The organism is Streptomyces sp. NPDC000404 (assembly GCF_040300365.1).
GTDB classification, from domain to species: domain Bacteria; phylum Actinomycetota; class Actinomycetes; order Streptomycetales; family Streptomycetaceae; genus Streptomyces; species Streptomyces ramulosus.
On sequence record NZ_JBEPDN010000010.1, the window covers coordinates 165,779 to 187,215 of the forward strand.

Genomic DNA, 21,437 nt, shown 5'->3' on the forward strand with positions numbered 1-21,437 from the left:
ACTACCGTCGGTCGCATGCACGGAGGACTGCCGTTCATCGGCATCAGCACACTCGTCTACGGCCTGATCGGGCTGCTCACGCTCGTGGCCGGCGCACTTCGCACCGCAGGGGGAGTTCGGCATGCACACCATCACCGTCATCGTTCCCGCACACAACGAGGAGGAAGGACTGCCCGCCACGCTGGAGTCGCTGGCGCGGGAGACGGTCCCACCTGACCGCGTCCTCGTTGTCGACGACGCCTCCACCGACCGCACGGGCGAGGTGGCCGCCGCACACGGCGTCACCGTGCTGCGCCCGCCGCGGAACCTCGGCAGCAAGGCCCGGGCACAGAACTACGCGCTGCCGCACTGCACCACCGACCTGGTGCTCGCCGTCGACGCCGACACCGTCCTCGCGCCCGACTACATCGAGACGGTGCTGCCGGTCTTCGACGACCCGTCCGTCACCGTCGCCGCCGGCACGGTACGCACCCGCCACACCCGCACGGTCTGGGAACGCGGCCGCTCCACCGAGTACCTCTTCGGGTTCCACTGGCACCGGCCCATCCAGGCGCGTGCCAACAGCCCCATGGTCTGCTCCGGTTGCTGCTCCGTCTTCCGCCGCGCGGATCTGGTGGCCTTCGGCGGCTTCCCGGAGCGCACCATCGTCGAGGACATGGACTACACCTGGAGCCAGCAGATCGCAGGGCGCACGGCGGTCTATGTCTCCGATGCCGTGGCCCTCGCCGCCGACCCGGAAGACCTCACCTATCTGCGCAAGCAGGTCTGGCGGTGGATGGCGGGCTTCTGCCAGAACGTCCGGCTCCACCTCGGCGCCCTGATCCGCCGCAAACCGCTGCTTGCGCTCTGGGTGACGCTCGCGGTCCTTGAGATCGTCACCGCCCCGCTGTGGTGGGCCACCCCGTTCGCGCTGGCGGCCCTCACCGACCGGCCGCTGCCCGCCACGCTCGGCTGGTGGGCCGGCACCGACCTGCTCCTGACCGCGCCACCCCTCCTCTACGCCGCCCGGCGCCGCGGACTGCGGACCCTCGCCGTCCTGCGCGACCTGCCCTGCGTCTACGCCACCAAGGCGGTCAACCTCGTCTACGCCTGGAAAGCCCTCGTCGTCGAACTGCTGCTGGTCCCGCTCGGCCTGTCGAAGGGGCTGACGGTCTACGAGAAGGGGCGGGCCGACACACCGGCGGCGCAGCCCACCGCCGCCGGCCGAGAACGCGCAGCTCAGGCGATCAGCGCGGGCCGCGCCGGCCGGCCGGCCGGGGCGGTGGCCGATGCGTCGTAACGCCGCAGCAGCAGCCGGGCCAGCTCCGGGGCGGGGCCGAGCACCGGCGCCAGCACATCGGCCCGCGCCTCCCGGGCACCCCGGGTGATGCGGTCCGGCAGAAAGCCGGGCGCGATGACGTACGGGGCGACGGCGACGCGCGCGACACCCTCGGCCCGCAGCTCCCGCACGGCATCGGCCGTACGGGGCAGAGATGCGGAGGCGAACGCAGGTCGCACGGCACACCAACCAGCAGTGCGCCGCCACTCCCGCGCGGTTTCAGCGATCACTGCGATCGCCTCCGGGTCACTGGAGCCCGCCGCGGCCAGGACGATCCCGGTCGAGCGGCGGTCGCCGGGCCGCAGCCCGGCCTCGGCCAACCGCCGCTCCAGCGCGGCGGTCAGCAAGGAGGAGGGGCCGAGGACATCGGCCTGGTGGACGGTCAGCCGCGGCAGGCGCGCGGTGGCCTCCCGCAGCGCCGCCGGGATGTCGGACTTCGCATGGAAGGCGCGGGTGAGCAGCAGCGGCAGCGCCACCACCTCCCGCGCCCCCTCGGCGGCCAGCCGTTCCAGCACCCGGGGCACGGCCGGCGCGTTGAAGTCGAGATACCCGACCTCCACGCGCAGCCCCGGCCGCAGCGCCCGCACCCGTGCGCACAGCGCGGAGACGGTGGCCGCGTGCCGCGGGTCGCGGCTGCCGTGGGCGACGACGAGAAGGGTGGGTGAGGTGTCCATGGGTCAGCTCTTCACCAGGAGTCCGCGGCTGCGCAGCACCCGCCGCTCCAGAGGCGCGAAGACCAGCAGCTCGATACCGATACCGACGATGAGGATCAGCAGGATCGCGGAGAGCACCCAGGGCATGTCCTGGAACTCCCGGCCCTGCTCCAGGAGCTGGCCGAGGCCGGTGCCCAGGTCGGGGGCGTTGACGATGAGTTCGGCGGCCATCAGGGAGCGCCAGGAGAACGCCCAGCCCTGCTTGAGTCCGGCGATGTAGCCGGGCAGCGCGGCCGGCAGCAGGACGTGCCGCACCCCGGCCACACCGGTCGCACCGATGGTGCGGCCCGCCCGCAGATAGAGAGGGGAGATCTGGTCGACCCCGGCCACCAGGCCGTTGGCGATCGACGGGACGGCGCCGAGCAGGACCACCGCGTAGATGGTGGCGTCGCTCAGGCCGAACCAGATGATCGCGGCCGGGACCCACGCCACCGACGGCAGCGACTGCAGCCCGCTGAGGATCGGCCCGATCGCGGCCCGCACCGCCTTGACGCGGGCCACGATCAGCCCGAGGACGGTGCCGAGCACCACCGAGGCGAGGAAGCCGAGCGCACCGCGGGACAGGCTGGTCCACACATAGCTCAGCAGCGTGCCCTGCAGCCACTTCTCCTGGAGGGAGCGGGCCACGTCGACGGGGCTCGGCAGCAGATAGTGCGGCTTGACCTCGAAGTGGTAGGCGAGCTGCCACAGCACCAGCACGATGACGACGGCGATGGCGGGAGGGAGTGCCTTCGATGCGAGCGTACGCAGCCAGGGTTGCCGGGCGGCGACGGCGGATTCCAGGGCGTCGAGCCCGGCCTCCAGGCCCGCCAGATCGGTGCCGTTCCGGTCCGCGCCGCCGTCAGTCGTGGCGGTCGCGGTGTCGGCGGCGGTGGGCCCGGCCGGGGCGTCCGTGGCGTCCGGTGCGTCGCCCGGGGTGTCCCCGGCGGGCCCGGTGGTGGTCTCAGTGCTGGCCATGGCGGCGGATCTCCCCACGCAGCTGTTCGGTGATCTCGACGGAAAGGTCGGCGACCGCGGCGTCCTCGATGCGGCGCGGCTGGGTGATGCCGACCTGCCACTCCCGGGCCACCCGGCCGGGGCGGGAGGAGAGCAGCACGACGCGCTCGGCGAGCCGTACCGCCTCACGGACGTTGTGGGTGACGAAGAGCACCGACAGGCCGCCGGAGCCGGAGGAGCCGTCGTTCGACGCGTGCCAGATGCGGGTCAGTTCGTCGTGCAGCACATCGCGGGTGATGGCGTCCAGCGCGGCGAACGGCTCGTCCATGAGCAGCAGCCGGCTGTCCTGGGCGAGGGCGCGGGCCATCGCGACGCGCTGGCGCATGCCACCGGAGAGTTCGTGGACGCGCTTGGCGTACGCGCCCTTGAGGCGGACGAGTTCGAGGAGCCGTTCGGCCTCCTCGCGGCGCTCCGCGCGCGGCACCCCGCGCAGCCGCAGCGCCAGTTCGACGTTGCGTCCGGCGGTCAGCCAGGGGAAGAGGGCGTGTTCCTGGAACATCAGCGCCGGGCGGCCGCCGGGCGTCGCGATGGAGCCGGACGTCGGCGCGTCGAGCCCGGCCACCAGGTTCAGCAGGGTGGACTTTCCGCAGCCCGAGGCGCCGAGCAGGCAGACGAATTCGCCGGGTGCGACATCGATGCTGATGTCGTCGAGCACGTGCTGCCGGGCGCCGGGGCGGCCGAAGGACTTCGAGACATGGTCGATGCGTGCGGCGTACGGGGCCGCCGGGCCCGCGTCCGCCGTGGTGTCCGGCCGCTTGGAGAGGGTGGTGGTCGTCATCAAGGTCACCTCCTGGAGTGCTGCGGGGCGGGCGTCAGTCGTTGCCGAGACCGGCGGCGTCGACGGGCTTCTTGCCTTCGGCCCTGAGGACCTTGTTCAGCAGCCGCAGGTCGTAGATGCCCTTGAGGTCCGGCTTCCGGAGCAGACCGGCCTTGACGGCGTGGTCCGCCTCCAGCTGGAGGGTGGCGGCCAGCGGGTCGTCGGTGACATCGGTGTTCTTGAAGGCGGGGCCGATGATGTCGGCGGGCAGCGCCTTGCCGGAGATCTGCGGGTCGGCGAGCTTCTCGTTGAGCGCCTTGACCGCCTCGGCGGGGTGCGAGCGGATCCAGGCGTTGGTCCGCACCGAGGCGCGCAGCACCGCCTCGACGGCCTTGGGGTGCTGGGCCAGGAACCTCTGCGAGACGATCATGTTCGTGATGACGAACTTGCCGTCCTTCCACAGGTCCTTCTCGTCCAGCAGCGTCTTGCCGCCGATGCTGACGAGCTTGGCGGCGGTCGGCTCGGGCACCCATGCGGCGTCGATGGCGCCCTGCTGGAAGGCGGTCGGCGTCACCTTGTTCTCGGTGCGCTGGACGGTGACGTCGCCCTTGCCGGTGGTGGCGTCGACGCGGTAGCCCTTCTCCGCCAGGTAGTTGAGCAGCGCCACGTCCTGGGTGTTGCCCAGCTGCGGGGTGGCGATCGTCCGGCCCTTGAGGTCGTCGAGGCTCTTGATCTTCTTGGGGTTGACCACGAGCGAGACTCCGCCGGAGGCCGAGCCGCCGATGATCTTCAGGCTCTTGCCGTGGGACTTGGCGTAACCGTTGATCGCGGGGGAGGGGCCGATCCAGCCGATGTCGATGGCGCCGGAGTTGAGCGCCTCGATCTCGGCGGGGCCCGCGTTGAAGACCGAGGACTTCACCGCCGTGCCGCCCAGCTCCTTCTGGAACAGGCCCTTCTGGAGGCCGATCAGCGGGGTGGCGTGGGTGACGTTCCCGAAGAAGCCGATCTTGACGGTGTCCAGGCCGTCGGTCTTCGGGCCCTTGGCGGCGACCTCCGCCGCCGGGTCCTTCTTCGCCTCGGAGCCGTAGCCGCAGGCGCTGACCGCCCCGAGCAGCAGCAGGGCGAGGGCGGCGGCCGCCGGATGGCGGGGTCGAACGGCAGGCACGGGAGGCGTTCCTCTCGTAGGGCCGGGGCAGTACGCGCCCCTCTAGGGCGCGCCCGGCGGTGCGATGGTTCTTCGTACGGGCGTGAGCGGGCGGGCGAAGTGGTGCGTCGTCAGCTCACACATCGGCCGACTCCGCCCTGCCCGCTGCCGAGGGCGCCGCTGCCGATGCGGCCGCCCTCCTTCGCGAAGGTCGAGAACACGTCCTGGTGCACGGTCAGAAGTCCCAGCCCTCGTCGTCGGCCGCGGTCTCCTCGGCCGCCTGCGCCGCGAAGGCGGTGCCCGCCATGCCCGCGGTCAGCGTGGTGCCGTCGGCGGGATCGATCAGCAGGAAGGAGCCGGTGCGGCGGGAGTCGGCGTAGGCGTCCAGGGCCAGCGGCTCGGCGGTGCGGATACGGACCCGGCCGATGTCGTTCGCCGCCAGTTCGCCGGGGTCCGGGTGCTGGGAGAGGTCGTCCAGCGTCAGCCGCGACGGGATCTCCTTGACGATCGCCTTGACGGTGCGGGTGGTGTGCTTGAGCAGCACCCGCCGGCCGATGGTGAGCGGACGGTCGGCCACATGGCAGACCGTCGCCTCGACGTCCTGGGTGACGGCCGGTGCGCTCGTCGCGGGGGCGAGCAGGTCGCCGCGGGAGATGTCGAGGTCGTCGGAGAGGGTGACGGTGACCGACTGCGGCGCCCAGGCGGCGTCGACGGCCCGGCCGAGCATGTCGAGGCCGGTGACGGTGGAGGTGCGGCCGGACGGCAGCACGCTCACCTCGTCGCCGACGCGCAGCACGCCGGAGGCGATCTGGCCCGCGTAGCCGCGGTAGTCGGGGTGTTCGGCGGTCTGCGGGCGGATGACGTACTGCACCGGGAAGCGGGCCGGGTCGCGCGCCGGGTCGGTGTCGACGGGCACGGTCTCCAGGTGTTCGAGGACGGTCGGGCCGCCGTACCAGTCCATGTGCGCCGACGGGGAGACGACGTTGTCGCCGGCGAGCGCCGAGATCGGGATGGCGGTGATCTCCGGGACGCCGAGCGACGCCGCGTAGGCGGTGAACTCCTCGGCGATGGCGGCGAAGACCGGCTCGGCGTAGTCGACGAGGTCCATCTTGTTGACGGCGAGGACGACGTGGGGGACGCGGAGGAGGGCGGCGACGGCGGCGTGGCGGCGGGTCTGTTCGACGACGCCGTTGCGGGCGTCGACGAGGACGACGGCGAGTTCGGCGGTGGAGGCGCCGGTGACCATGTTGCGGGTGTACTGCACGTGGCCGGGGGTGTCGGCGAGGATGAAGCGGCGCCGGGGGGTGGCGAAGTAGCGGTAGGCGACGTCGATGGTGATGCCCTGTTCGCGTTCGGCGCGCAGGCCGTCGGTGAGCAGGGCCAGGTCGGGGGCTTCCTGGCCGCGGCCCAGGGAGGCTTGTTCGACGGCTTCGAGCTGGTCGGCGAGGACCGACTTGGAGTCGTGCAGCAGCCGTCCGACCAGCGTCGACTTGCCGTCGTCGACGCTTCCGGCGGTGGCGAAACGCAGCAGCGAGGCCGCTTCGTGCTCAACGACTCCGTGCTCAACAACAGTGCTCATGGCTAGAAGTACCCCTCGCGCTTGCGGTCCTCCATGGCGGCCTCGGACATCTTGTCGTCGGCCCGCGTCGCGCCCCGCTCGGTGAGGCGGGAGGCGGCGATCTCCGTGATGACCGCCTCGATGGTGGCGGCGTCGGAGTCGACGGCGCCGGTGCAGGACATGTCGCCGACGGTGCGGTAGCGCACCGTCCGGGTCTCCAGGCGCTCGCCGTCCTTGAGACCGCCCCACTCGCCGGGCGAGAGCCACATGCCGTTGCGGGCGAAGACCTCGCGCTCGTGCGCGTAGTAGATGGCGGGCAGTTCGATCTTCTCGCGGCCTATGTACTGCCAGACGTCCAGCTCGGTCCAGTTGGACAGCGGGAAGACGCGGACGTGTTCGCCGGGGGAGTGGCGGCCGTTGTAGAGCTGCCACAGCTCGGGGCGCTGGCGGCGCGGGTCCCAGCCGCCGAACTCGTCGCGCAGCGAGAAGACGCGTTCCTTGGCGCGGGCCTTCTCCTCGTCGCGGCGCCCGCCGCCGAAGACCGCGTCGAAGCGGCCTCGCACGATGCCGTCGAGCAGCGGCACGGTCTGCAGCGGATTGCGCAGCCCGTCGGGGCGTTCGCGCAGCTCACCGCGGTCGATGTAGTCCTGTACGGCGGCGACGTGCAGCCGCAGCCGGTGTTCGGCGACGACCCGGTCGCGGTAGTCGAGGACCTCGGGGAAGTTGTGCCCGGTGTCGACGTGCAGCAGCGCGAACGGCACCGGCGCGGGCGCGAACGCCTTGAGTGCCAGGTGCAGCATGACGATGGAGTCCTTGCCGCCGGAGAAGAGGATCACCGGCCGTTCGAACTCCCCCGCCACCTCGCGGAAGATGTGGACCGCCTCGGACTCCAGGGCGTCCAGGTGCGACAGCGCGTACGGCCCGGTGCCGCCGGTGCCGCCGGCGGCAGCGGTGGTGGTCGTCGTGGTCATGCTGCCCCTTTCGTCGGGCTGTCCTTCGGCGCGCGCCGCGGCCCGGGGCGGCGGCGCCACGGCGGGCTCGGGGGCGCTCACACAAGGCCCCGTTCGGTGAGCAGGGAGTGGAGCGCGGCGGCGGACTCCGGCACGGTCCGCTGGTGCGTCTCGATCCGCAGATCGGGCGCCTCGGGCTGCTCGTACGGGTCGTCGACGCCGGTCAGACCGGAGATCTCGCCGGCCGCCTGCTTGGCGTAGAGCCCCTTGACGTCGCGCTCGGAGCAGACCTCGACGGGCGTGGCGACGTGCACCTCCAGATACGGGGTGCCCGCGGTGCGGTGGCGTTCGCGGACCGCCGCGCGGGAGGCGGCGTACGGGGCGATGACGGGCACCAGCGTGGTGACGCCGTTGCGGGCGAGGAGTTCGGCGACGAAGCCGATGCGCTGGACGTTGGTGTCGCGGTCGGCGCGGCTGAAGCCGAGCCCGGCGGAGAGGAAGGTGCGGATCTCGTCGCCGTCCAGCACCTCGACGCGGCGGCCCTCGGCACGCAGCCGGTCGGCGAGGGCGCGGGCGAGGGTCGTCTTGCCGGCGCTCGGCAGGCCCGTCAGCCACACGGTGGCGCCGGTCATGGGTATCTCCTCAACGTCCGCTGCGTCGCGCGCAGGTGGTCGGTGTGTCATCCGTGCAGTCCGCACTCGGTCTTGTTGCTGCCGGCCCAGCGCCCGGCCCGCGCGTCCTCGCCGGCGAGGACCCGGCGGGTGCACGGGGCGCAGCCGACGGAGGCGTAGCCGTCCTGGAGCAGCGGGTTGGTGAGCACGCCGTGCTCGGTGACGTACGCGTCGACGTCCGCCTGCGTCCAGCGGGCGATCGGCGAGATCTTCACCTTGCCCCGGCGGGCGTCCCAGCCGACGACCGGGGTGTTCGCGCGGGTCGGCGACTCGTCGCGGCGCAGCCCGGTGGCCCAGGCGTCGTATCCGGCGAGCCCCTCCTGAAGCGGCTTGACCTTCCGCAGCGCGCAGCACCGGTCCGGGTCGCGGTCGTGCAGCTTCGGCCCGTACTCCGCGTCCTGCTCGGCCACCGTCTGCCGGGGCGTCAGCGTGCGGACGGTGACGTCCATGACCGCGGCGACCGCGTCCCGGGTGCCGAGGGTTTCGGGGAAGTGGTAGCCGGTGTCGAGGAAGACGACGTCCACGCCGGGGGCGACGCGCGCGGCGAGGTGGGCGACGACCGTGTCCTCCATGGAGGAGGTGACGCAGAAGCGCGGCCCGAAGGTCTCGGTCGCCCACCGGAGGATGTCGAGCGGATCGGCGTCCTCCAGATCGCGGCCCGCGCGCTCGGCGAGCTGCGGGAGTGCGGATGCGGTGGTCACGGGGCACCTCCGGCAAAGCTGTCGGACGGGGACGGGGCGGCGAGGCCCTGCGCGAGCAGGCCGAGGAACTTCAGCCGGAAGGCGCGGTTGCAGGCACGGCACTCCCAGGCGGCACCGGTGCCCCGCTCCGAGGGCGTCTCGGAGGGGCGCAGGTCCTCGTCACCGCAGTACGGGCAGTGGAACGGCGCGGCGCGTTCGCTCACTTCAGCGCACCCTCTTCCGCGCGCCCCACCCACTGGGCGAACCGCTCGCCCTCGGTGCGCTGTTCGGTGAAGGCGGTCAGCACCCGCTCGATGTAGTCGGGGAGTTCGGCGGCGGTGACCTTCAGCCCGCGCACCTTGCGGCCGAAGCCCGCCGAAAGGCCCAGCGCGCCGCCCAGGTGCACCTGGTAGCCCTCGACCTGCTCGCCGTTGCCGTCCAGCATCAGCTGGCCCTTGAGACCGATGTCCGCCACCTGGATGCGGGCGCAGGCGTTGGGGCAGCCGTTGAGGTTGATGGTGACCGGCTCGTCGAAGTCCGGCAGGCGGCGCTCCAGTTCGTCGATGAGGGACGCGCCGCGGCCCTTGGTCTCGACGATGGCGAGCTTGCAGAACTCGATGCCGGTGCAGGCCATCGTGCCGCGGCGGAACGGCGACGGGGTCACCCGCAGGTCCAGCGCCTCCAGAGCGGCGACGAGCGAGTCGACGCGGTCCTCGGTGATGTCGAGGACGAGCATCTTCTGCTCGGTGGTGGTGCGCACCCGGCCCGAGCCGTGGGCCGCGGCCACCTCGGCGATCTTGGTGAGGGTGGCGCCGTCCACCCGGCCGACGCGCGGGGCGAAGCCGACGTAGAACCTGCCGTCCTTCTGACGGTGCACGCCGACGTGGTCGCGCCAGCGCTGCGCGGGCTCGGCGGGGGCCGGGCCGTCGTGCAGCTTGCGGCCCAGGTACTCGTCCTCCAGGACCTGGCGGAACTTCTCCGGGCCCCAGTCGGCGACGAGGAACTTCAGGCGGGCGCGGGTGCGCAGCCGGCGGTAGCCGTGATCGCGGAAGATCGAGATGACGCCCTCGTGGACCTCGGCCGCCTCCTCGGCGGAGACCCAGGCGCCGAGCCGTACGCCGAGCTTGGGGTTGGTGGACAGACCGCCGCCGACCCAGACGTCGAAGCCGGGGCCCAGCTCCGGGTGGACGACGCCGACCAGCGAGATGTCGTTGATCTCGTGGGCGACGTCCAGCAGCGGGGAGCCGGAGACCGCGGTCTTGAACTTCCGGGGGAGGTTGGAGAAGGCGGGGTTGCCGACGATCCGGCGGTGGATCTCCTCGATGACCGGGGTGCCGTCGATGATCTCGTCCTCGGCGATCCCGGCGACCGGCGAGCCGAGGATGGCGCGCGGGGTGTCGCCGCACGCCTCGGTGGTGGACAGGCCCACGCCCTCCAGGCGGCGCCAGATCTCCGGGACGTCCTCGATGCGGATCCAGTGGAACTGGACGTTCTGCCGGTCGGTGATGTCGGCGGTGCCGCGGGCGAACTCCTGGGAGATCTCGCCGATGACCCGCAGCTGATCGGTGGTCAGCCGCCCGCCGTCGATGCGCACCCGCAGCATGAAGAACTCGTCGTCCAGCTCCTCCGGCTCCAGCACCGCGGTCTTGCCGCCGTCGATGCCGGGGCGGCGCTGGGTGTAGAGGCCCCACCAGCGCATCCGCCCGCGCAGGTCGTTGGGGTCGATGGAGTCGAAACCGCGCCGGGAGTAGATCGTCTCAATGCGTGTCCGCACATTGAGACCGTCGTCATCCTTCTTGAACTGTTCGTTGCCGTTGAGCGGGGTGAAGTGACCGGCGGCCCACTGACCCTCGCCGCGGTGGCGTCCGGCCTTGCGGCGGGTCGTGGCAGCTGCGGGGCGTTCCGGGGTGGCGGCCATGGGTGTACGTCCTTCGGGGCGGCTCAAGGGAGGCGGGAGGGCGCGGGAAAACCCGCGGTGACCTGCGTGGACACGCGGCGGGGCGGCGCGCGGCGGCGCGTCGTGAAAGAGGGAGGGGAAGAGGTCTCGGGGCGTCCGCGACGACGGGGACGGCGGGTGCGGGGAAAACGCGGTGGTGCCGGCGGTGCTGCCGGGGCGGTGGCCCCTGGCCGATGCAGCGTCAGCGCGCCGGACAGATCGCGCTGGACAGGCGGCCGAGGTCGACGTGGAGTCGGCTCACCAACGCAATTCCTGTTCGAGACATGACGGCAGCGTGGCACGCCGTTCTCGCGGCAGTCCACCATTGTCCGAAATTTGGACAGCGTTGTCCCGGATGGCGAGATGTTGTGGTCTTGGTCACGCGGTCATCGTGCCCTATGCAGGCGCCGTACCGGGGCACGCGGGAAGCGGGCGCGCCCCGGTGCGCGGCGGCCCGTCACACCGGACGGGGCGCGCCCTCCCAGGCGGGCAGGGCGGTGTCCCCGGCGCCCGGCCACGGCCCCGGCGTCTCGGTCACGGCCTCCTGCTCGACCGTGGTGTCGTACAGCCGGAAGCCCCGCCGCTCGTAGTTGCGCAGCGCATGGCGCCCGTCCTTGCTGCAGGTGTGCACCCACACCCGCCGCGTCGCCGGCCGCCCCTCGTACCGCTCGCCCAGATCCCACGCCCGCGCGGTGCCCACCGACAGCAGATGGCCGCCGATGCCCTGGCCGCGGAAGGCCGGGACCAGACCGAAGTAGGCGATCTCGGTGACGCCGTCAATGGTGCCGTCCAGCTCGATGAAGCCCGCCGGGGTGCCGTGCGCGTACGCCACCCACGTCTCCACGCCGGGCCGCGACAGATACTCCGCCCACCGCGCGTACGGCCACGTCAGCCGGTCGGTCCACAGGATGTCGCCGCCGACGGCGGAGTAGAGGAACCGGCTGAACTCCGGCAGCGGGCGCTGCGCCCGCACGATCCGGACGTCCTGCGCGGCGGGCGGCTCGGCGGCTTGTGTCAGATCGCCCGGCGCGGTCTGTTCGAGGTACCAGGTGGTGACGGTGAGGCTGCTCATGGCGGCAGCCAATCACGGCGCCCCGGCCGCCCGGTGCCCGCCCCGGGGAGCGGTGAGCCGGGCGAAGACGACGACGTTGCCGGCGTACCCGGAGCCCGCGTGGTATGTGCCGCCGCAGGTCAGCAGCCGCAGCTCCGGGCGGCCCGTCGAACCGTAGACCTGCTCGGCGGGGAAGCGGTCCTTGGCGAAGGTCCGCACGGCGTAGACCGCGAAGACCGCACGGCGCCCGTCCCGGCGGCGCACCTCGACGGTGGCGCCCCGCTTCAGCCCACCGAGACCGTAGAAGACCGCGGGGCCGGTGTAGCTGTCGACGTGGCCGACGAGGACGGCGGTGCCGCGTTCGCCGGGGGTCGGGGCGTCGCGGTACCAGCCGGTGACGCGGGTGTCGGCGGACGGCGGCGCCTCGATCGCACCGTGTGCGTCCAGCCCGCGGGCGATCACCGGGGCGGACACCTTCAGCGCCGGGATCACCACCCGGTCGGGGACGGAGCGCGGCAACGGCGGTGCGGCCGGGGCGTGGTCGGCGGGCGCGGCGCGGGTGGGGCCCGGCCGCGGCGGGCCGCCCGGCCCCTCCGGCAGCCCGGTGCGGATGAGGAAGATCCCCGTCAGCGCGAGCAGCGCGAGCGCACCCCAGGGCCGGCGCCGCCGGGCCTCCGGCTCCGGGCGCCGCTCCGGCCACCCCGCCATCAGGCTCATCGCACTCCCTCCGCCCACCGCCGCGCTCCGCTCCCGGCACCGTAGGCACGCGGGGCGGGGCGGGCGATCGGGGAGGGGCGAACGGGGGAGGGAGGGCGGCGCGGGCGCGCGGGGCGCCTTCTCGCGATGGTGCGCCCGCCCGCGACGGGGCGCCCCGGCCGGGCGCCGGCGCGCCGCACCGGCCCGGCTGCCGGAACCGCCGGGTCCGCCCCCGCCGGGTCCGCCCGGCTCCGGCCCCGCCGCCCCCGCCGGCACTCGCTCCGGCACAGGCGCCCCCCGGACACCCCGGTGCCCGCCTACGCCGACGGACCCCCCTCACCCCTGGCCGCCCGCACCCCCGGCGCCACCGAGTGCGGCAGCAGCTGTCCCGGATCGCTCGGCAGCCGCAGCTCCGGCACGATCCCGTCGGCGAAGCGGTACGGGCGGTGGGCCAGGAGCCCGGCGAGATGGCGGCGCAGGCGGGAGAGTTCCGCGCGGACGGTGACCGCGCGGCCGCCGTCGCCGAAGAGGTCCCGCGCCAGCTCCGCGGCGGTCCGCTCCTCGGGATGGGTGGCGAGCAGGAACAGCAGCTCGGCGTGGCGGGGGCTCAGCCCGTGCGTCCAGCTGCCCGCCGGACCGCTGACCGTGAGCGCGGCGCGGCCGGGCTCGGTGAGGTCGAGCAGCGCCCGGCGCGGCTGCGGCGTCCGCTCCCCGCCGATCCGGATCAACCAGCCGCCCGGCAGCGGCTCCAGCACGCACGGACCGTGCCGCGGCAGCCACAGCGGCCCCGGCTCCGGCGACTTCGGCAGCGCCACCCGGTCCGGCGGCGCCAGCCCCACCGCACCCGCGACCCAGCCGTCCGGGTCGACGGCCAGCGCCCGCCCGCCGATCCGCGCCAGCACCGGCGCCGCGGTCGACCGCAGCCGCTCCACCGCCGTGTGGTGACGCTCCCGCAGCTCCCCCTCGGCCAGCTTCGCCACCGCCGACACCAGCGCCAGCGTCGCCGGATGGAAACCGTGCGCCGGCCCGCTGACGTCGACGGTGCCCAGCAGCCGCCCGTCGCGCGGATCGTGCAGCGGCGCGGCGGCGCACGTCCACTGGTGGTGCGAGCGGACGAAGTGCTCCGCGCTGTGCACCAGGACGGGCCGCCGGGCCACCAGCGCGGTGCCGATGGCGTTGGTGCCGACGACCGGCTCCGTCCAGTCGCAGCCCTTGTCGAAGCCGTGCCGGTCGGCCATCCGCCGGACCGGCGCGCTCCCCTCCAGCCACAGGACCAGCCCGTCGGCATCGGTGACGACCATGATCTGCTGCGCGGCGTTCGCGGCGGGCAGCAGCGCCTCGTGCAGCACCGGCAGCACCGCGGACAGCGGCGAGGTGGCCTTGCGGTGCTCCAACTCGGCGACGTTCAGCGGCCGCTCGCGCCGGTCGTGGTCCGGGTCGACGCCGCAGCCGCGGACCCGGCGCCAGGACGCGTCGATGACGGCCCGCGGCGCCTCGGCGCCGTCGCCGGAGAGCGTCGCCTCCCGGAGTGCGGCGAGGCGGCGCGCGGTGGCGCGGCTGTCGTGGGCGCCCGCGTCGCCGCCGGTCGTTCTCTCGCTCACGCAACTCTCCGTGGTGCCGGGCCTCCCGTCCGGGCCGTGGTGCCGTCGGACGACTGACGGCCTGGGGGAGCAGGCCGTAACGGGAGAGCCCATTGCACCGACCCGGTGCAACGGAGCGCAACCGTTGTGACCTCCGATGTTCCCGGGGAACGTGTTCCCGGCGGCCGGCCGGGCACCGTCCCCCGCGGTTCTGGCCGGCCCGCGCCGCCGTGCCCGTCCGTGACGACGGACACCGGAGCGGGCGGACGCCACGGCCCGGCCCGACGGGTGCAAGGCAGCTGCTGAAACGTCACGCCACCGTGAACGGACGGGCGCTGCCGTACGGGAACACCGCCGCGGCGGGCACCGTTGCCCCAGTGCCGCCGCGGCGGCGGAAGGACCGCGAACGGAAACGGAAGGGGCCGCGCCGGAACCCGGCGCGGCGGGCCACACCAGGCCGGTGCGGGAGGGAGAGCGCCATGCACGTCGCCGGCAACGCCGCTCCGTGCGTCGTGGTGCTCGGCGCCGACGGGCCGCTGCGCGCGGCACGCGCCGACCGGCTGGCCGCCCACTACGGCGTCCCGCGCCGCGCCGCCGCCGACATCCCCGCCGCGCCGTCCCCGCCGCCCGCCGGCTACGTCGTCGACGCCGCGCCCGGTCTGCTCGCCCGCTTCGCCGCGGCCGGCGGCCCGCCACCGGCCCTGGCCTGCGCCGATCTGATGCTGTATCTGCGGACGGTGGCCGGCGGCGTCGGCGCCGCCCACCGCGCGATCCGCTACTACGAGGCCCGCGGCGTCCTCATCGGCTTCCGCCCCGACGTCCCGGACGAGGAGCTGTACGTGGTCATCGAGGCGGCACTGCGCGAACGCCGCGGACCGGGGCCCGGCACCCGGCCCTGAGACCGCACCGGGACCCGCGAGGGCTCCACCGCCGCGCGTCCACCGCCCGGATACGGTGGGCGGGTGCAGCCGGAGAACGAACCGACCGAGCGGCCCGAGGGTCGTCTGACCAGGGCCAGGGTCCTGTACCGCAATGTCTCCAAGCGGCGGCTCGGCTGGCTGCTCCTCAAGGACGTCGTCCACAGCTGCATGACGTACCGGGTCACCGGACTCGCCGCCGAGGCGGCCTTCTTCTGCCTGCTGTCGCTGCCTCCGCTGCTCCTGGGCCTCATCGGTCTGCTCGGCTACCTGGAGCCGTGGATCGGCCGGGCCACCATCGACGGCATCCGGGAGGAGATCCTCCACGCCTCCTCCGCCGTCCTCTCCGAACAGGGCGTCAACGAGATCGCCCGGCCGCTCCTCGAAGACGTCTTCACCGGCCGCCGCCCGGACGTCATCTCCCTCGGCTTCGCCCTCGCCCTGTGGTCCGGCTCGCGCGCCGTGAACGTCTTCGTCGACACCATCACGATCATGTACGGGCTGGACGGCCGCCGCGGCGTCGTCCGGACCCGGCTGCTGGCCTTCTTCCTCTACCTCGCCGCGCTGGTCGTCGGCGCCGTCGCGCTGCCGCTGATGGTGGTGGGCCCGGACACCCTGGTGCACTGGCTCCCGGCGAGCGCGAACGTCATCCGGGCGCTGTACTGGCCGGTCGTCCTGCTGCTGTCGGTCGCCTTCCTCACCACGCTCTACCACGTGTCCGTGCCGGTCCGCTCGCCCTGGCGGGAGGACATCCCGGGCGCGGTGGTGGCCCTCGCCATGTGGGTGCTGGGCAGCTTCCTGCTGCGGATCTATCTGACCGCGACGGTCGAGGGCCCGACGATCTACGGCTCGCTGGCGGCGCCGGTCGCGGTGCTGCTGTGGATCGGTGTCTCGGCGTTCGCGGTCCTCGTCGGCGCCGCGATGAACGCCGCGACCGACCGCGTCTGGCCCTCGGTGGCCACGGCCGCGGCCCGCGCGGAGAAGGAACGCCGGGCGGCCGAGGCGGCCGCGGCCGCCTCGGCGCACGAGGCCGGCGACGGGGCCGACGGCTGTGACGACGAGGACGAAGAGGACGACGGGGCGGACGATCCGGACGAGCCGCTGCCGCCCGCCGAGTATCCGGAGCGGTGGGCCCGCTTCCTGCCGCCCGAGGAGATCCGCGGCCGTCTGCCGCGCCGCTTCCGCCGGCGCCCGCACCACCGCTGACCTGCCGAGGAGCCGCGGCGGAGCCACCCGTCACGACACGACCGCCCGCCACGTGGCGGCCGGCGCCGCGCCGGCTCCCGTCAGGGCAATTCCCGTCACCCCGGCCGGAGTCGGCGGTTCCGCGGGCCGGGCGGTGGGAAGTTGCCTACGCTGACGTTCCGCCTCGCAGGAGGCCTTCGGGCAGGAGGAACGCATGACGCTCGCGCGCAGATCCGTGCTCCGGGGTTCGGCGGTGACCGCCGGCGCCGTGGCGGGTGCCGCGCTACCGGCCCCGGCGACGGCGGAGCCCACCGGCCGGCCCGGCCCGCGGGAGCGCACCCCCGCGCCCCTGCTCCAACGGCAGCCGCACCGGTTCGGCACACCGGCGGTGAGCGGCGTGCATCTCCAGTTCGGTACGGACCCGGCCACCGAGATGACCGTCTCCTGGATCAGCCCGCAGTCCGTACGAGGCCCGCAGGTCCGGTTCGGCTCGCCGGACGGCGGCGTGGGTTCGGTCGTGGGCGCGGAGACCGTGACCTACCGCGATGCGCTGTCGAAGGAGGAGGTGTACGTCCACCACGCCCGGCTCACCGGCCTGCGCCCGGACACGACCTACCTCTACTCGGCCGGGCACGCCGGGGCCGTCCCCGACACCGGATCCTTCACCACCGCCCCGCGCGGGCGCACCGCCTTCACCTTCACCAGCTTCGGCGACCAGGGCGCCCCCAACCTGCGCCGCGACGTCCACTGGCCCGCGGGCAGCGACACCCCGTCGCCGTCGGGCCGCTTCCCGCTGTACACGAGCAGCCAGGCGGGCACCGCCGCCTCCGCCGACATCGTGGCCGCGATCGAGCGGGTGGGCCCGCTGTTCCACCTGCTCAACGGCGATCTCTGCTACGCGTCGGCCGCCGGTGTGTTCCACGAGAACCGCGTCGCGACGTGGGCCGACTGGTTCATCAGCAACAGCCGTTCGACCCGGTTGCGCCCGTGGATGCCCTGCGTGGGCAACGCCGAGAACGAAGCGGGCAACGGTCCCCTCGGCACCGCCGGATACCAGGCGTACTACGCGCTGCCCGCATCGAGCGCGTCATCGGATCCGGAGACCCGCGGGCTCTGGTACGCGTTCACCGTCGGCGCGGTCCGCTTCCTCTCGCTCGCCAACGACGACGTGGCGATCCAGGACACCGGCGACACCTATGTGCGCGGCTACTCCGGGGGCGCCCAGCGCCGTTGGCTGGAGCGCGAGCTGAAGGCGGCGCGGCACAGCCGGGAGATCGACTGGATCGTGGTCTGCATGCACCATCCGATGATCTCCAGCAGCCGGAGCGGTTCCGGCAGCGATCTCGGGGTGCGCAGCGCCTGGGGCCCGCTCTTCGACGCCTACGGTGTCGACCTGGTGCTCGGCGGCCACGAGCACTACTACGAGCGCTCCCTGCCGGTACGCGGCACCCTGCCCAACGACGCCCGTACGCCCGTGCCGACGCAGACCCGCACCGATGTGGCCGACACGGGCCGGGGCACGGTGCACCTGACGATCGGCGGCGGCGGGAACTTCGCCACCACGCAGGACGACCTGTTCCAGGAGGCGAAGGGCCGGGTGGTGGTGGAGCTGACGAAGGAGCAGGAGGGCCGCCACCGCAAGCCCGTGTGGTTCACGGAGGACGCGCCCTGGCGCGCGTTCCAGGACCGTGAGCACACCCACGGCTTCGCCGCGTTCGACGTCGATCCCGGTGACGCGCGCGAGGGCCGGACCCGGATGCGGGTCACGTACTACACCTTCGACGGCCCCTACGGCGAGCTGACCCCGGTGGACGGCGTCACCCTGGAACGTCCACGGGGCGACGCCCGCCGGTGACGGGCCGCCCCTCGCCTCAGGGCGCCTTCCGGTAGCGGACCAGCAGCATCGCCGCATCGTCGTGGAGCGGCCCCTCGGCGTGCGCGACCACGTCCTCGCGGACCGCGCGCAGCGCCTCCTCCGGGTCGTCGTCCCCCAGCAGCATCGCGCGGGTGTCGAGCGGGTAGAACCGGCCCCCGCCGTCCCGCGCCTCGGTGACCCCGTCGGTGTAGAAGAGCAGCTGGTCCCCGGGGGCGAACGGCACCGTGTGCGGCTTCGGGCCGTCGTCGTCGCCGTACGCCGCGAGGCCGAGCGGCAGGGCGCGTTCGGGCGGGGCGGCGAAGTCCACCCCGCCCCCGGCGCGCACCACCAGCGGCGCCGGGTGCCCGAAGTTCAGCAGCGTCGCGGCCGGCCCGTCGCCGATCTCCGCGAGCACCGCCGTCACGAAGCGCTCGCCGCCCAGATGACGGCCGAGCGCCCGCTCCACCCGCGCGCCGACCGCGGTCAGATCCGTCTCGTCGTGCGCCGCCTCCCGGAACGCGCCCAGCACCACCGCGGCGCTCTCCACCGCCTCCAGCCCCTTGCCCTGCACATCGCCGACGATGATCCGTACGCCGCCGGGCGAGGTCACCACCTCGTACAGATCGCCGCCGATCCGCGCCTCGGCCACCGCCGAGGTGTACGACACCGCGATCCGCAGCGGCCCGGCGCCGCGCGGTACCGGCCGCAGCAGGACCCGCTGGGCGACCTCCGCGATGGAGCGGACGCTGGCCAGCTCCGCCTCGCGCCGCTGGCGCATCACCGCGGCCACCACACCGGCGACCGTCACCCCGGCCACCGACAGCAGCGCGGGCAGCCCGCGGCGCCCCTCGAACAGCCCGTCGTAGATGCCCAGCCCCAGGCAGAGCAGGAACGCGGCCGAGCCGACCACGGCGGTCCGCCGCCAGCCGCCGACCAGACCGGCGAACGCCGGCCCCAGCGAGACGAGGGGAAGGAACCCGACCCCGGGCCCGGCGGTCACGTCGACCGCGGTGACCACGGCCATCACGCCGTAGGGGAGCTGGGCCAGCACGCGGGCGCTCAGGGGTTGCTTCGGGTGGTCCACGGCCAACGGGTGCTCCGGCGCTTCGAGGGATGGGACGGGCGGCGCCGGGCCCGGCCCGCCGGAGCAGAGCATAAGCACTGGTCGGTGGGCGAATTACCTCGAATGCGCCCCGTTACCGAATTGCAGCGGCGGTGTCCCGCCCGAACCGGTCAGGGCAGGAACGTCCGTGCCGACTCCACCCGGCCGGGACGCAGGATGCGCAGGGGGCCGAGATTGCAGGCGGGGCACTCGCTCCGGGACAGCGGCGAGGGGACGCGGGCCCCTCCGGAGTAGTACACGGCGCGGCGCCGGCCGGCGAGGTCGGTGGTGTGCCGGATCTCGTAGCGCTCTTCCCATCCGTGCCCGCAGTGCAGACAGACGAAGGAGTACGCCTCGTGAACGGTCTCGGCCTCGCGGTCCATGTCCACCCACATCCTTCCGTGGCCCCGCGGTCCGGGCGGCGGGACCTCATCGGTGGCATACCAGGCAGCTTGCGCCTTATCCGTCCATTATGGCGCGGTGGGCGGGATCGGGGGAAATGTCGACGGGTGAGGGCGCAGGCCCCGGGCGGGGTCACGGAGTGCATGAACGTGTAGCCGCAGCGTCATGAACGGGGAGCCGGAGAGCGCGGGACGGGCCGGCCCGGGGGCTGCCGCCGCGTTCGTGGCGGCGGCAGCCCTCCCGCCAGGAGCGGCGTCAGCTCTCGCGGGGGTAGAAGGCGCCGGTGGCGCTGGAGCTGTCCGTGCAGTCGGTGCCGTTGTAGCGGTCGGCGAAGCTGCCGGTGAGGCCGGTGTAGGCGTCGTAGTTGTGGTCCATGGGCAGGTCCTTGCTCACCCGGAACCGCAGCTGCAGATGGACGGACTCACGGGGCTTCAGCGTCTTCGGGGCGGGGACGGTGCCGCCGGCGTCCCCGTCCGCCCGGCGCAGCGTCTTCCAGGCGTGCTGCGCGGTGTCCCGGTACTGCAGATCGCCGTACGGGCTCAGGTCCTTCTCGCCGGGGTTGTAGACGTGGCTGCCCAGCTCGGCGGTGAGGGTGAACGACGTCAGCTCCTTCTTGGAGGAGTTGGTGAGCGTGGCGGTGTAGGTCGTCCAGTCGGTGCCGAGCGTGATCGACTTGGGGATGCCGAACACGCGGCCCTCAAGGAAGTTGTCGCTCTGCTTCCCGACGTCGGAGCACTTCGGCAGGTCGGCCGTGGGGGTTGCCGCAACGGCGGGTGCGGCGGCCGTCACCGCGGGGAGCAGGGCGATCGTCGCGGCCGAGGCGGACAGGGCGCGGCGCAGTTTCATGGAGATCTCTTTCCTGGTCTTCGGATCCGTGGAGCCCGTCGCGGCCGGTGCCGCCGGGCCCCGAGGTGGCGGATCCTTGGGGTGTCGGGCGGTGGGGAGACGGCCGGGCTACGCGGCGGTGTCCGTGGCGTCCGGGCCGGCCGCGCTCCTGCGGCGGCGGATGCCGATGGCCGCGCCGGCGCCGACCGCCACCGCGGCGCTGCCGGCGAGCGTGAGCGGGAGCGCGGACGGGGCCCGGTGGCCCGGCTCGCCGGTCGCGGACCGCGCCGGCTTCGCGCCCACGGGCAGGATGGTGAAGTCGGACCAGGCCTCCTTGGCCGAACCGCAGGAGCCGTCGCCGTTGCGGAAGTCGCCGGCGGCGAGCGCGTATCCGGCGCCGGGCTTGGCGGTCTTGACCGCGTGGGTGCGCAGTTCGAGCGTGCGGGTGCGGTGCGGGGCGAGGGCGAAGTAGCCGAACAGGTCGTCGGGCGACGCGTCGTGGAAGGTCTTCCACTTCCCCGTTTCGGCATCGTGGTACTCGGTCTCCAGCTCCCAGTACGGCCGGTCGACGTCCTCGGCGGAGGACACGGTCAAGAAGGGCAGGACCTGGTCCAGGGGCTTGTCGGTGGTGTTGGCGAGCGTCATGGAGAAAGGCGTCCAGTCCCCGCCCGCGGCCAGCTCGCGCGGCAGCCCCTTGACGGTGACCTTCAGCTGGTCGGACTCGAAGGCGCAGGAGCGGTCCGCGCCGTCGGAGTCGCCGGCGTTCCCGGCGGCGGGCGTGCGGGCGGCGGTGTCGGACGCCTGCGGCGCCGCGAACGCGGCGGGGGCGGTCAGTACGGTGGCGGGCGCTAACGCGGCGGCCGCTGCGGCGGCCGTCAGGGCGCGGCGGATCTTCATCCGGCAGACCTTTCGTATACCGAGTACCGCAAGAGCGGCACGGGTTGACGTCGGTGATGTTCCGGTCGTGCGCGACTCATGGTGTGCACGGGTGCGTATGCGGACATGCGCACTTGTGCACTCCTGCGCCCTATTGATGACCGGTCGTGCCGGGAATCGGTTCCCGGCTTTCCGTCACGGCTGGGAGACCTGTGAGCCACGGGG

22 protein-coding genes are annotated in these 21,437 nt (G+C 73.6%); 4 read left to right on the forward strand and 18 right to left on the reverse strand.

The genetic code is table 11. The features are described from left to right. Window positions 1-121: 121 nt before the first annotated feature. Window positions 122-1,279 (forward strand): glycosyltransferase family 2 protein, encoded by a 1,158-nt coding sequence (locus ABT345_RS20710; protein ID WP_345085601.1) that lies wholly within the window; start codon window positions 122-124, stop codon window positions 1,277-1,279. Here ABT345_RS20710 and ABT345_RS20715 read toward each other — a convergent pair. From ABT345_RS20715 to ABT345_RS20780, 14 genes are all read right to left on the reverse strand, one after another. Continuing rightward, window positions 1,219-1,992: a sirohydrochlorin chelatase gene (locus ABT345_RS20715; protein WP_345085603.1), complete on the reverse strand. Its 774-nt coding sequence runs from the start codon at window positions 1,990-1,992 to the stop codon at window positions 1,219-1,221. The genes ABT345_RS20710 and ABT345_RS20715 overlap by 61 nt on opposite strands. Before the next feature lie 3 nt (window positions 1,993-1,995). Continuing rightward, the gene (locus ABT345_RS20720; protein WP_345085606.1) at window positions 1,996-2,988 is read right to left on the reverse strand and encodes an ABC transporter permease; all 993 of its coding nucleotides are present in this window, start codon (window positions 2,986-2,988) and stop codon (window positions 1,996-1,998) included. Continuing rightward, window positions 2,975-3,805, reverse strand: coding sequence for an ABC transporter ATP-binding protein (locus tag ABT345_RS20725; protein ID WP_345085609.1), 831 nt, complete (start codon window positions 3,803-3,805; stop codon window positions 2,975-2,977). The genes ABT345_RS20720 and ABT345_RS20725 overlap by 14 nt, the downstream gene beginning before the upstream one ends. Window positions 3,806-3,839: 34 nt before the next feature. Next, window positions 3,840-4,949: an aliphatic sulfonate ABC transporter substrate-binding protein gene (locus ABT345_RS20730; protein WP_345085612.1), complete on the reverse strand. Its 1,110-nt coding sequence runs from the start codon at window positions 4,947-4,949 to the stop codon at window positions 3,840-3,842. 214 nt (window positions 4,950-5,163) lie between these two features. Further along, on the reverse strand, window positions 5,164-6,507 hold the full coding sequence (locus ABT345_RS20735; RefSeq protein ID WP_345085615.1) for a sulfate adenylyltransferase subunit 1: 1,344 nt from the start codon (window positions 6,505-6,507) through the stop codon (window positions 5,164-5,166). Between the two features lie 2 nt (window positions 6,508-6,509). Then, on the reverse strand, window positions 6,510-7,457 hold the full coding sequence (gene cysD / locus ABT345_RS20740) for a sulfate adenylyltransferase subunit CysD (RefSeq protein WP_345085618.1): 948 nt from the start codon (window positions 7,455-7,457) through the stop codon (window positions 6,510-6,512). A gap of 77 nt (window positions 7,458-7,534) precedes the next feature. Next, window positions 7,535-8,068 carry an adenylyl-sulfate kinase gene (gene cysC, locus ABT345_RS20745; protein WP_345085621.1) on the reverse strand — a complete coding sequence of 178 codons (534 nt, stop codon included), beginning with the start codon at window positions 8,066-8,068 and terminating at the stop codon, window positions 7,535-7,537. A 47-nt stretch (window positions 8,069-8,115) separates the two neighbouring features. After that, a complete protein-coding gene (locus tag ABT345_RS20750; RefSeq protein WP_345085624.1) occupies window positions 8,116-8,808 on the reverse strand; it encodes a phosphoadenylyl-sulfate reductase in 693 nt (230 codons plus the stop codon). Further along, on the reverse strand, window positions 8,805-9,011 hold the full coding sequence (locus ABT345_RS20755; protein ID WP_345085627.1) for a hypothetical protein: 207 nt from the start codon (window positions 9,009-9,011) through the stop codon (window positions 8,805-8,807). The genes ABT345_RS20750 and ABT345_RS20755 overlap by 4 nt, the downstream gene beginning before the upstream one ends. Next, the gene (locus ABT345_RS20760; RefSeq protein ID WP_345085629.1) at window positions 9,008-10,705 is read right to left on the reverse strand and encodes a nitrite/sulfite reductase; all 1,698 of its coding nucleotides are present in this window, start codon (window positions 10,703-10,705) and stop codon (window positions 9,008-9,010) included. Before ABT345_RS20760 ends, ABT345_RS20755 begins: the two co-directional genes overlap by 4 nt. A gap of 220 nt (window positions 10,706-10,925) precedes the next feature. After that, a complete protein-coding gene (locus ABT345_RS20765; protein WP_345085877.1) occupies window positions 10,926-11,009 on the reverse strand; it encodes a putative leader peptide in 84 nt (27 codons plus the stop codon). A gap of 171 nt (window positions 11,010-11,180) precedes the next feature. Further along, window positions 11,181-11,795, reverse strand: a complete 615-nt coding sequence (locus ABT345_RS20770) for a GNAT family N-acetyltransferase (RefSeq protein WP_345085632.1) — start codon at window positions 11,793-11,795, stop codon at window positions 11,181-11,183. A gap of 12 nt (window positions 11,796-11,807) precedes the next feature. Continuing rightward, a complete protein-coding gene (locus tag ABT345_RS20775) occupies window positions 11,808-12,482 on the reverse strand; it encodes a class F sortase (protein ID WP_502965933.1) in 675 nt (224 codons plus the stop codon). Between the two features lie 305 nt (window positions 12,483-12,787). Beyond that, window positions 12,788-14,071, reverse strand: coding sequence for a helix-turn-helix domain-containing protein (locus ABT345_RS20780; RefSeq protein WP_345085638.1), 1,284 nt, complete (start codon window positions 14,069-14,071; stop codon window positions 12,788-12,790). A 458-nt stretch (window positions 14,072-14,529) separates the two neighbouring features. Here ABT345_RS20780 and ABT345_RS20785 point away from each other — a divergent pair, with 458 nt between their 5' ends. The 3 genes from ABT345_RS20785 (at window position 14,530) to ABT345_RS20795 (ending at window position 18,007) form a co-directional block, all read left to right on the forward strand. After that, on the forward strand, window positions 14,530-14,949 hold the full coding sequence (locus ABT345_RS20785) for a hypothetical protein (RefSeq protein ID WP_345085640.1): 420 nt from the start codon (window positions 14,530-14,532) through the stop codon (window positions 14,947-14,949). 63 nt (window positions 14,950-15,012) lie between these two features. After that, window positions 15,013-16,173 (forward strand): YihY/virulence factor BrkB family protein, encoded by a 1,161-nt coding sequence (locus tag ABT345_RS20790; RefSeq protein ID WP_345085642.1) that lies wholly within the window; start codon window positions 15,013-15,015, stop codon window positions 16,171-16,173. Between the two features lie 193 nt (window positions 16,174-16,366). Next, window positions 16,367-18,007, forward strand: a complete 1,641-nt coding sequence (locus tag ABT345_RS20795; RefSeq protein WP_345085644.1) for a purple acid phosphatase family protein — start codon at window positions 16,367-16,369, stop codon at window positions 18,005-18,007. 16 nt (window positions 18,008-18,023) lie between these two features. Here the strand turns inward: ABT345_RS20795 and ABT345_RS20800 are convergent, their stop codons facing one another. The 4 genes from ABT345_RS20800 to ABT345_RS20815 form a co-directional block, all read right to left on the reverse strand. Continuing rightward, the gene (locus tag ABT345_RS20800; RefSeq protein WP_345085880.1) at window positions 18,024-19,031 is read right to left on the reverse strand and encodes a PP2C family protein-serine/threonine phosphatase; all 1,008 of its coding nucleotides are present in this window, start codon (window positions 19,029-19,031) and stop codon (window positions 18,024-18,026) included. A gap of 209 nt (window positions 19,032-19,240) precedes the next feature. Beyond that, window positions 19,241-19,492, reverse strand: coding sequence for a hypothetical protein (locus tag ABT345_RS20805; protein WP_345085647.1), 252 nt, complete (start codon window positions 19,490-19,492; stop codon window positions 19,241-19,243). A 274-nt stretch (window positions 19,493-19,766) separates the two neighbouring features. Continuing rightward, the gene (locus ABT345_RS20810) at window positions 19,767-20,357 is read right to left on the reverse strand and encodes a hypothetical protein (RefSeq protein WP_345085650.1); all 591 of its coding nucleotides are present in this window, start codon (window positions 20,355-20,357) and stop codon (window positions 19,767-19,769) included. Window positions 20,358-20,465: 108 nt separating this feature from the next. After that, complete coding sequence (locus ABT345_RS20815) at window positions 20,466-21,233, reverse strand: hypothetical protein (RefSeq protein ID WP_345085653.1); 768 nt, start codon at window positions 21,231-21,233, stop codon at window positions 20,466-20,468. Between the last annotated feature and the right edge of the window lie 204 nt (window positions 21,234-21,437).